The 9,899-nt window shown below is 70.6% G+C and carries 10 protein-coding genes; 6 read left to right on the top strand and 4 right to left on the bottom strand.

Features of this window, described 5'->3' with window-relative positions:
- Positions 1-83 precede the first annotated feature (83 nt).
- The 4 genes from recF to dnaA form a co-directional block, all read right to left on the bottom strand.
- Positions 84-1,217: a DNA replication/repair protein RecF gene (gene recF / locus EYA84_RS19140; protein ID WP_131054419.1), complete on the bottom strand. Its 1,134-nt coding sequence runs from the start codon at positions 1,215-1,217 to the stop codon at positions 84-86.
- 15 nt (positions 1,218-1,232) lie between these two features.
- Positions 1,233-2,105 carry a phosphogluconate dehydrogenase (NAD(+)-dependent, decarboxylating) gene (gene gnd / locus EYA84_RS19135; protein WP_131054418.1) on the bottom strand — a complete coding sequence of 291 codons (873 nt, stop codon included), beginning with the start codon at positions 2,103-2,105 and terminating at the stop codon, positions 1,233-1,235.
- Positions 2,106-2,145: 40 nt separating this feature from the next.
- Positions 2,146-3,279, bottom strand: coding sequence for a DNA polymerase III subunit beta (gene dnaN / locus EYA84_RS19130; RefSeq protein WP_131054417.1), 1,134 nt, complete (start codon positions 3,277-3,279; stop codon positions 2,146-2,148).
- A gap of 777 nt (positions 3,280-4,056) precedes the next feature.
- Entirely contained in the window at positions 4,057-5,907 is a 1,851-nt protein-coding gene (gene dnaA, locus EYA84_RS19125) for a chromosomal replication initiator protein DnaA (RefSeq protein ID WP_131054416.1), read from the bottom strand.
- 627 nt (positions 5,908-6,534) lie between these two features.
- Here dnaA and rpmH point away from each other — a divergent pair.
- The 6 genes from rpmH to rsmG form a co-directional block, all read left to right on the top strand.
- The gene (rpmH, locus tag EYA84_RS19120) at positions 6,535-6,672 is read left to right on the top strand and encodes a 50S ribosomal protein L34 (RefSeq protein ID WP_067300964.1); all 138 of its coding nucleotides are present in this window, start codon (positions 6,535-6,537) and stop codon (positions 6,670-6,672) included.
- A gap of 32 nt (positions 6,673-6,704) precedes the next feature.
- Positions 6,705-7,118 carry a ribonuclease P protein component gene (gene rnpA / locus EYA84_RS19115; RefSeq protein WP_131054415.1) on the top strand — a complete coding sequence of 138 codons (414 nt, stop codon included), beginning with the start codon at positions 6,705-6,707 and terminating at the stop codon, positions 7,116-7,118.
- Between the two features lie 44 nt (positions 7,119-7,162).
- The gene (gene yidD, locus EYA84_RS19110) at positions 7,163-7,408 is read left to right on the top strand and encodes a membrane protein insertion efficiency factor YidD (protein ID WP_217706055.1); all 246 of its coding nucleotides are present in this window, start codon (positions 7,163-7,165) and stop codon (positions 7,406-7,408) included.
- Positions 7,405-8,400 carry a membrane protein insertase YidC gene (gene yidC, locus EYA84_RS19105; protein ID WP_131054413.1) on the top strand — a complete coding sequence of 332 codons (996 nt, stop codon included), beginning with the start codon at positions 7,405-7,407 and terminating at the stop codon, positions 8,398-8,400. The genes yidD and yidC overlap by 4 nt, the downstream gene beginning before the upstream one ends.
- 212 nt (positions 8,401-8,612) lie before the next feature.
- Positions 8,613-9,200, top strand: coding sequence for a R3H domain-containing nucleic acid-binding protein (locus EYA84_RS19100; RefSeq protein ID WP_131054412.1), 588 nt, complete (start codon positions 8,613-8,615; stop codon positions 9,198-9,200).
- Positions 9,201-9,290: 90 nt separating this feature from the next.
- Positions 9,291-9,899, top strand: a 609-nt coding sequence (rsmG, locus tag EYA84_RS19095) for a 16S rRNA (guanine(527)-N(7))-methyltransferase RsmG (protein ID WP_394347589.1), incomplete at its 3' end; no start/stop codon positions are given.

Here is a 9,899-nt window from a genome sequence, read left to right as displayed (position 1 = left end):
AGCCTTCGGCGGCAGCGTCAGATTTGTATACGAGACAGGCACCGTCGTCGGTCCCTCGGGCGCGGGGACGCGGGCGCTCCGGTTCATCCGACACGACGCACCGTCCCTTCGGCCACCTCGAAGCGGACGCCGCGCAGTGCCGGCGGTACGTCGTCGGCGACCGCGCAGGTCACCAGCAACTGGCTGGCACCGTCGACCAGGCCGGCCAGCCGTTCCCGCCGTCCGGAGTCCAACTCGGCGAAGACGTCGTCGAGCACCAGGACCGGTTCGATCCCGTCGCCGCGCAGCAGGTCGTAGCCGGCGAGCCGGAGCGCGAGCGCGAACGACCACGACTCGCCGTGGCTGGCGTACCCCTTCACCGGCAGCGGGCCGAGGGTGAGGGCGAGTTCGTCGCGGTGCGGACCGACCAGGGTGGTGCCCCGCTCGATCTCGGCGGACCGGGACTCCGTGAGCGCGGCGGCCAGGATCTCGGCCAGTGCCTCCCGGTCGGTGGTCGGCTCGGCGAGTTCCACCGACGGTCGGTACGCGATGCCCGCCGCGCCGCGTCCGGCGGCCACCGCGTCGTACGCCTTGGCCACGTGCGGCGCCAGCGCGGCGACCAGTTCCAGCCGGCCGGCGAGCAGCTCGGCGCCGTGCCGGGTCAGGTGGGTGTCCCAGACGGCCAGGGTGGAGAGGTCACCGCCCCGCGAGCCACCGGTCTTGCGGGCCAGGTACGCCGTCCGCAGCAGTGCGTTGCGTTGCTTGACCACCCGCTCGTAGTCGGCGCGCACCCCCGCGTACCGGGGCTGGCGCGACACCAGCAGGTCGTCGAGGTAGCGGCGGCGTTCCGCCGGGTCGCCCCGGACGAGTTCGAGATCCTCGGGTGCGAACAGCACCAGCCGCAGCGCGCCGAGCACGTCCCGGGCGCGGCGGGCCGGTGAACGGCCGAGCCGGGCCCGGTTGGCCTTGCCCGGCACGATCTCCAGCTCGACCAGCAGTTCCCGGCCCTCGTGCACCACCGCGCAGCGGATCACCGCGGCGGTGGCCCCGGCACGCACCAGCGGCGCGTCGGTGGCGACCCGGTGCGAGTCGAGCGTCGCCACGTAACCGAGCGCCTCGACCAGGTTGGTCTTGCCGACGCCGTTGGCGCCGATCAGCACGTTCGGCCCCGGTTCGAGGTCGACGCCGACCCGCTCGTACGAGCGGAAGTCGACCAGTTCGATCCGGCGGACGTACACGGGGCCGGGCGCCGGTCAGCGCTTACGGACGGCGTGCCCGCCGAACTGCTGGCGCAGTGCGGAGACGGCCTTCAGCGCCGGTGACTCGTCCTGCCGGGAGGCGAACCGGGCGTAGAGCGACGCGGTGATGACGTGGAGGGGTACGGCGAGCCGGACCGCCTCGTCGACCGTCCAGCGTCCCTCGCCGGTGTCCTCGGTGTAGTCGCTGAGCTGGTTCAGCTCCGGGTCCTCGTCCAGCGCCCGGTCGAGCAGGTCCAGCAGCCAGGAGCGCACCACGGTGCCCTCGCGCCAGGACTTGATGACGCCCGGTACGTCGGTGACCAGCTCCGAGGCGGCCATCAGCTCGAAGCCCTCGGCGTAGGCGTGCATCAGGCCGTACTCGATGCCGTTGTGCACCATCTTGGCGTAGTGGCCGGCGCCGACCGGGCCGGCGTGCACGAAACCGAACTCGCCCTCGGGCTTGAGCGATTCGAAGATCGGCTTCAGCCGCTCGACGTGCTCCTCGGCACCGCCGACCATCAGGCCGTAGCCGTTCTCCCGGCCCCAGACCCCGCCGGAGACCCCGACGTCGACGTAGCCGATGCCGCGCTCGTTGAGGCGCTCGGCGCGCAGGGCGTCGTCGCTGAACCGCGAGTTGCCGCCGTCGATGATCAGGTCGCCCTCGCCGAGGACCTCGGCCAGTTCGTCGATCGTGGCGTCGGTGACGGCGGCGGGCACCATCACCCAGACCGCTCGGGGCGCATCCAACTTCTCCGCCAGCTCGGCCAGGCTGGTGACGTCACTCAGCTCCAAGTTGTGGTCGAGACCGACCACCTCGTGACCGGCAGCGCGCAACCGCTCGCGCATGTTGCCGCCCATCCGGCCGAGTCCTACCAGGCCGAGCTGCATCGGTTCTTACCTTTCGTGGGTTTCGGGTGTGCTCTGCCGATCAGCGGGACACGCGGATCGGCATGATGAGGTACCGGTACCCAGGGATGAGCTCGCCATCCTCACCGGCGGGGGAAATCACCGCAGGCTTGAAGGCGTCGACGAACTGCAACACGGCGAACTGGGACCCGAGGTTTGCCAGTCCGTCGATCAGGTACTGCGGGTTGAAGCCGATGGTGAGCGGCTCGCCGGTGAAGGTGGCCTCCATGGCCTCGCTGGCCCGGGCCTCCTCGGTGCCGCCGGCCTCGACGACCAGCCCGTCGGTGCTGAAGCTGAGCAGCACCGGGGTGGTCCGCTCGGCGACCAGCGCGACCCGCTTGACGACCTCGATGAGCGTGCTGACGGCCACCCGGGCGTCGGCGTTGTGGGTGGCCGGGAAGAGGGACCGCACCGGCGGGTAGTTCGCGCCGTCCAGCAGGCGACTGGTGGTCCGCCGGGTGCCACCGGAGAAACCGATCATGCCTTCGCCGGCAGCGCCCTGGGAGAGGGCGAGGACGACGTGGCCGCCGAGCGGCCCGAGGGTCTTGGCGGTGTCGTTGAGGGTCCGCGCCGGCACCAGCGCGTTGATGCTGATGTCCGCGTCGTCCGGGTTCCACTCCATCTCACGCAACGCCAGCCGGTAGCGGTCGGTGGCGAGCATGGCCAGCGTGCCGCCGGAGAGCTCGACGCGTACGCCGGTCATCATCGGCAGCGTCTCGTCCCGGCTGGCGGCGACCGCCACCTGGGCGACCGCGGCGGCGAAGGCGGCGGCGTCGACGGTGCCGGCGCTCTCCGGCATCTCCGGCAGGGTCGGGTAGTCCTCCACCGGCATGGTGGGCAGGGTGAACCGGGCGCTGCCGCAGACCAGTTCGAGGTGGGCCCCGACCGCGGCGATGTCCACCGGCTTGGCCGGCAGTGCCTTGGTGATCTCGGCGAGCAGGCGACCGGAGACCAACGCGGCGCCGTCGGCGTCGCCCTGCACCTCCACCGTCACCTGGCTGGAGACCTCGTAGTCGAAGCCGGAGACCTGCAGGCTGCCCTCGGTCACCCGGAGCAGCACCCCGGCCAGCACCGGTACGGACGGCCGGTTGGGCAGGCTCTTCGCGGTCCAGGCCACGGCCTCGGCGAGCGCGTCGCGCTCCACTCGGAACTTCATCAATGCCTCCGCGTCGACGTCGACGTCGTCAACTCTCTCATGCCGGCCGCTACCCGCCGACCCACCTGGCGTGCGGGTACCCATCGAACCTTAGGGCGCGAGGGTATCGGCTGTGCGCCCGACCCCGGCGATCGAGTCGATGCTGACGGGTGCCCCCGGCAGCTTCGGCCCGATCCACAGGAAGTCCAACGGTGATGATTGGTTTTCGTTCTTTTAGAAGAGATAACCCATCGTCTTCATCGCACCTGTGCAAACTGTGGAGAACTCGCGTCGACGCAGGTCAGAGTGGTTATCCACCGGTGGGTTAGCTGTGGAGAACCTGGGGTACAACCGGCCTGTCGGTCCACAGGCCCCCGTCGTGCACCGCGTTGTCCACCGTCGTCCACCGGTTGTCCACCGGTAATCCACCGACTTTCTCCCCAGTCCTGTGGACAACGGAGACGGCCTCGGACCCCGTCATCCCCAGAACCTTCAACAGGGCGTCCACAGGCGGGCCGTCGCCGGTGGACAGAGCGACGAGTTGTCCCCAGTCGCCCACAGGCGTCCACAGGGTTGTCCCCAGGGTTTCTCCACAGCCTGTGGGTAACTGGGTGCCGACCGTCCGTGGTTATCCACCGGCGGTGGACAACGAGCTGTGGACAACGAGCGCGAGCCGGAGCGGACACGCCTCCCAGGGTGTGGTCTACACCTCGTCGAGGGTCCACGGTCGATACCGAAAAGAGACCCGGCCGAGGCTCCGGCCGGGTCGTGGAAACCGCTGTGGGACGCGCGTACGCCTCAGGTGTTCTGCTTGATCCGGTTGGTCAGCTCGGCGATCTGGTTGTAGAGCGAACGCCGCTCGGCCATCTGCTGACGGATCTTGCGGTCGGCGTGCATGACGGTGGTGTGGTCCCGGCCGCCGAACGCCTGCCCGATACGGGGCAGCGACAGGTCGGTCAGCTCCCGACACAGGTACATGGCCACCTGGCGGGCGTTGACCAGTACCCGGGAACGGGAGTGCCCGCGCAGGTCCTCCAGGCTGACGCCGAAGTAGTCGGCGGTGGCGACCATGATCTGGTCGGCGGTGATCTCCGGGCCGGCACCGTCCGGGATGAAGTCCCGCAGGACCTCCTCGGCCAGCGACAGCTCCACGCTCGACCGGGTCAGGCTGGCGAAGGCGGTGACCCGGATCAGGGCACCCTCCAGTTCCCGGATCGAGTTCGAGACCCGGGAGGCGATGAACTCCAACACGTCCGGCGGGGCGTACAGCCGCTCCTGGGCCGCCTTCTTCTGCAGGATCGCGATCCGCGTCTCCAGGTCCGGCGGCTGGATGTCGGCGAGCAGGCCCCACTCGAACCGGGTCCGCAGCCGGTCCTCCAGCGTCGCCAACTGCTTCGGCGAGCGGTCGGAGGTGATCACGATCTGCTTGTTGGCGTTGTGCAGCGTGTTGAACGTGTGGAAGAACTCCTCCTGGGTGCGCTCGCGGTTCTCCAGGAACTGGATGTCGTCGATCAGGAGGATGTCGACGTCGCGGTAGCGGCGCTGGAACGCACTGGTCTTGTCGTCCCGCAGCGAGTTGATGAAGTCGTTGGTGAACTCCTCGGTCGAGACGTACCGGACCGAGCGGGCGTTGCCCAGCGTGGTGGCGTAGTGCCCGATGGCGTGCAGCAGGTGGGTCTTGCCCAACCCCGAACTGCCGTAGATGAACAGCGGGTTGTACGCCTTCGCGGGCGACTCGGCCACCGCCACGCTCGCCGCGTGCGCGAACCGGTTCGAGGAACCGATGACGAACGTCTCGAACATGTACTTCGGGTTGAGCCGGTTGCCGCCGCTGTCCGCGCCGGTCGGCAGCCGGCGGTCGTCACGTCCGACCGGGCGGTGGTCGGGACTGCCTCGACCGGGCCCGCTGTCGGTGCCGCCGTCGTTCGGCATGGCCCGGATCACGTGCTGGTCGCGGGGGGAGACGCCGTGGTCCTCGCCGTACCGGCCGGCGAAGCCGCGTGGGCCGTTCGGCGGCGGGTCCAGACGACCGGTCTGCTCGGTGAAGCCGAGTCGGTCGGCGGGCCGTCGGGGCACCTCGGTCGGCCGGTCGTGCTGCCGGTCGTGCTGTCGGGTCGGCTCACCGAAGGCGTGGCCGAAGAGTGTCTCCTGGCCGTCGACCATCGCGGGACCGGTACGTCCGCCGCCGTCCGCCGGTGGCACCTCCGCCACGGGCCGGTCGAACCGGCCGGGCTGTGGCTGTTCCGGGATCAGGGGGAGCTGTTGCCGACCGGTGTCACCGGCGGGGCCTCCGTCCGGTCCGCGAGCGTCGTAGTCGACTGGGCCGTCCGGGACGCCGATGCCGGACTCCGGGACACTGCGGTAGACGGTGCCGGTGGGATGTCCGTCCTCGGGTACGCGGACGGTCACGGCGACCTGGATCGGTCGACCCAGCCGTCGGGTGAGCGCCTCGGTGATGGCCGGGCGCAGCCGGGACTCGATCACGTCGCGGGTGAACGCGTCCGGCACCGAGAGCAGCACGGTGTCCTCGACGATGGCCCGCAACCGGGTCAGCCGCAGGTACGCCCGCTGCTGCGCGGAGATGATCTCGTCGGCGAGCTCGTCCGTGGTCGCCGTCCACACCGCGGCAAGGTCGGTCGTACCGGCCACCGTCGTGCCACCCCCTCGCCTCTGCTCCCCGGACGCCGCCGTCTCCCGGCTGTCCGGATGCCGGGTACCGAGCGGTGTGACCTCTCACCCACCCGGACGCCGAACCGGTCGTCCTCCACAAGTTATCCACAGCCTGTGTACCGACCGATTGTGGCCGCCCGCCGGGCGCGGGTCGGACCTGCCCCCTGCCGTGGCCGGGGGCTGAAGCGGGTTCACCGTGCCGAACGATTGACTACCGTGTCCGGTCTTGCCTGGCGGCGACATCCCGGAACTGGAGACGCTGACCGCAATCGGGCACGGTAACAGCGATGTCGCCGCATCATCAACCGTCGACGGGCCTGGCGCGTTGTCGGCATCAGCGAAATCCCCCGCTTTCGGGCGGTTGTCGCCGCAGGTGAAGGCCCGACTACGCCGGTTTGACGGTGATTGCCCCCCGCCCTAGGGTGGAGGGGCTGCTCTTACGCCCTCTGCTAGGGTGATGGGTGCTTGCTGCCCATGGTCGCGCCCCGTAACGCCGGGGTGACAAGCCACTCGGGCAGCGCCGATCGGGGCCACCGCAGCGGCGGCCTGGACCACCACGACCCGGACGATCCATGTGTCCGGGCGTCCGACAACGGAGAGCCTGACGTGAGCAAGCGCACCTACCAGCCGAACAACCGCCGGCGCGCGAAGACCCACGGCTTCCGGCTGCGCATGCGCACCCGGGCCGGCCGCGCCATTCTTTCGACCCGTCGCGCCAAGGGCCGCACCCGCCTGTCGGCCTGAGGCCGACAGGGTCCGCTCCGGGGACGGCAGTCGTGCTGGCGGCCGCGCAACGACTGCGGCGCAGCATCGACTTCGCCGCAGCGGTTCGCGGTGGCCGACGAGCCGGTCGGGGCACGCTCGTCGTGCACCTGACCCTGCCGGTCACACCCGGAGCCGCAGACGTAGCGCCGGAGCCGGCGCGGGGCGGTGCGGAGTCTTCCTCCGCACCGGTGTCCCGCGCCGGCTTCGTGGTTTCCAAGGCGGTCGGGCCCGCGGTGGTCCGTAACCGGGTCCGTCGCCGGCTGCGGCATCTGACCCGGGAACGGCTCGCCGCCCTGCCGGCCGGGAGCACCCTCGTCGTACGCGCTCTGCCGGCCGCCGCCGACGTGACGTACCAACGGCTCGGTGCGGACCTGGACGCGGCGCTCGCCGCCGCCCGGGCCGGCCGGGAACGGCGGCCACGGTGAGCTCAGAGCCCAGGTCGCCGCGCCCGGCTACCACCGGTGCCCGGGTGCTGACCCTGCCCGTCATCGCGTACCGTCGGTGGATAAGTCCGGCGTTGCCGGCCCGCTGTCGGTTCTACCCGTCGTGCAGTGCGTACGCCCTGGAGGCGATTGCCCGGCACGGCGCGCTGCGGGGAGCCGGTCTGACGGTCCGGCGACTGTCGCGCTGCCACCCATTCCATCCTGGTGGATACGACCCGGTACCGGAGCCGGGTAGCCGCCGACCTGCCGACGTGACTGGAGCCGAGAATTGAGTCTCGACTGGATCTACTACGCGATCTCGTGGATCCTGCTGGCCTGGCATTCGGCCTGGGAGGCCATCGGGATTCCCGACGCCACGGTCCTCGGCACGAACTGGGCCTGGATTCTGGCCATCGTCTTCCTGGTGGTCACCGTCCGGGTGATCCTGTTCCCGGTCTTCGTCAAGCAGATCAAGTCGCAGCGGGCCATGCAGGCGCTCCAGCCGCAGGTGAAGGCGCTGCAGGAGAAGCACAAGGGTGACCGGGAGACGCTCCAGAAGGAGATGATGGAGCTCTATCGGAAGGAAAAGGCCAACCCGTTGATGGGCTGCCTTCCGATGTTCCTCCAGATCCCCGTCTTCCTCGGCCTGTTCCACGTCCTGCGTCGCCTCAACCCGGACCCGGCGAAGAACAACAAGGACATCTACGGCTGGACGGTCGACCAGTTCAACAGCGCCTCGGACGCGACCCTCTTCACCGCGCCGATCGCCAGCAAGTTCGGCTCCACCGCAGCGGAGTTGGCGCAGCTCGGTGCCAACGGCACCGTCGTGAAGATCATGGCCGGTGTCCTGGTGCTGGTGATGATGGGCACCACCTACCTCACCAGCCGCCAGATGATCCTCAAGACCGGCTGGGCCGAGGACCCGCAGCAGCGCATGATCCAGCGTCTGATGCTCTACGGCATCCCGCTGTCGCTGCTCATCTCCGGCGCCATCTTCCCGATCGGTGTGATCATCTATTGGGTCACCAACAACCTCTTCACCCTCGGCCAGCAGCAGTGGGTGCTGCGGAAGTTCCCGCCGCCGGTGACCGCCACCAGCAAGCCGGCCACCACGACCGCCGCCGCGCGGAACGGCGCGCAGCCGGCCAAGAACCGTGGTCTGTTCGGCCGCAGCAAGCCGGCCGAGGCGCCGCCCGCGCCGGCCGCTCCGAAGGTCGCCGGCCCGAAGCCGGGTGTGAAGCCGGCCAACCCGAAGAAGAGTCGCCCCGCCAAACGGCAGGGCTGAAACGTCCGGGCCGCCGTCGGGAGACCGACGGCGGCCCGTTGCGCGACGTGCTGCCGCCGAGAGGCTGGCGCCGGAGCGTGGAAGCGCCGCCTACGACGTGGCGAACGGGCGACACTGCCCTACAGACGTGCCCGTGGGCACCGGCGACGTCCCGCCGGCCGCGGGAAACCAGCGGACCCGAGGTCCGGCCGAGTGAGTACGGAGATGACACCGTGACCGACACCAGCATCCCCCGCGCCGACCAGCCCCTGGACGACGAGGAGCCGACGGCGGCGGCTCCGGTCGACGGCGAGCCGGAGGAGACCGACGCCGAGAAGGCGCCGAGCAAGGCCGCCGGTGAGAGCGACCTCTTCCGGCAGAGCGAGATCGCAGCCGACTACGTCGAAGGGCTGCTCGACATCCTCGACTACGACGGCGACATCGACGAGCTGGTGTCGGGCGGCCGTCCGGTGGTGGAGGTCGTCGGCGGCCGGCTGCAGAACCTGGTCGGCCAGCGCGGCGCCACCCTGGAGGCACTCCAGGAACTGGCCCGGCTCGCCGTCTTCCGGCAGACCGGCTCGCCCAGCCGGCTGCTGCTCGACGTCGGCGGCTACCGGGCCAACCGGCGCAAGGAACTCGCCGCAGTGGCGCGCAACGCGGTCGAGAAGGTCAAGGAGCACGGCGAAGCGGTACGCCTGGAGCCCATGTCGGCCTTCGAGCGAAAGTGCGTCCACGACGTGGTGAACGCGATCGACGGTGTGGAGAGCGAGTCCGAGGGCGTCGAGCCCAGCCGTCGCATCGTCGTCCGGCCCGCGGGCTGACGAGTGACCGCAGACGACGCCAGGGGCGTTACCCCGTCCGGCCCGGGTGGTACGCCGCCCGGGCCGGCGGCTGTCCCGCCCCGGCTGGACCTGTCCCCGGGGTCCGCCGCCGACCGTCCCGACCCCACTACGGCGGTGCTGCCGCCCGACCTGGCCGAGGCGGCCCGGCGTCTCTTCGGTGACCGGCTCGACCTCGCCGCCGCCTACGCCGAACTGTTGGCCACCGACGGCGTGGTACGCGGTCTGATCGGCCCTCGGGAGACGCCCAGGCTCTGGGACCGCCACCTGTTGAACTGCGCCGTGGTCGGCGAACTGATCCCGCAGGGCGCGACGGTCGTCGACGTCGGATCGGGGGCCGGCCTGCCCGGTCTGGTGCTCGCCATCGCCCGGCCGGACCTCACGGTGACGCTCGTCGAACCACTGGCTCGGCGGGTCGTCTTCCTCGACGAGGCCGTGGAGTCGCTCGGTCTGACCACCTCGGTGCGCGTGTTCCTTGGGCGAGCCGAGGAGGCAGTCGCCGAACCGGAGTTGCCGCCCAGTGACGTGGTCACCGCCCGGGCGGTAGCGCCACTGGACCGACTCGCCGGCTGGTGCCTTCCGCTGGCTGCGCCCGGCGGACGCCTGATCGCACTCAAGGGCGCCTCAGCCGCCGACGAGATCGCCGAGCACGCCGAGGCGGTGCACCGCCTCGGCGGCTGT

The organism is Verrucosispora sp. SN26_14.1, assembly GCF_004307965.1.
Taxonomy (GTDB): domain Bacteria; phylum Actinomycetota; class Actinomycetes; order Mycobacteriales; family Micromonosporaceae; genus Micromonospora.
This window is presented reverse-complemented; position numbering and strand designations above follow the sequence as displayed.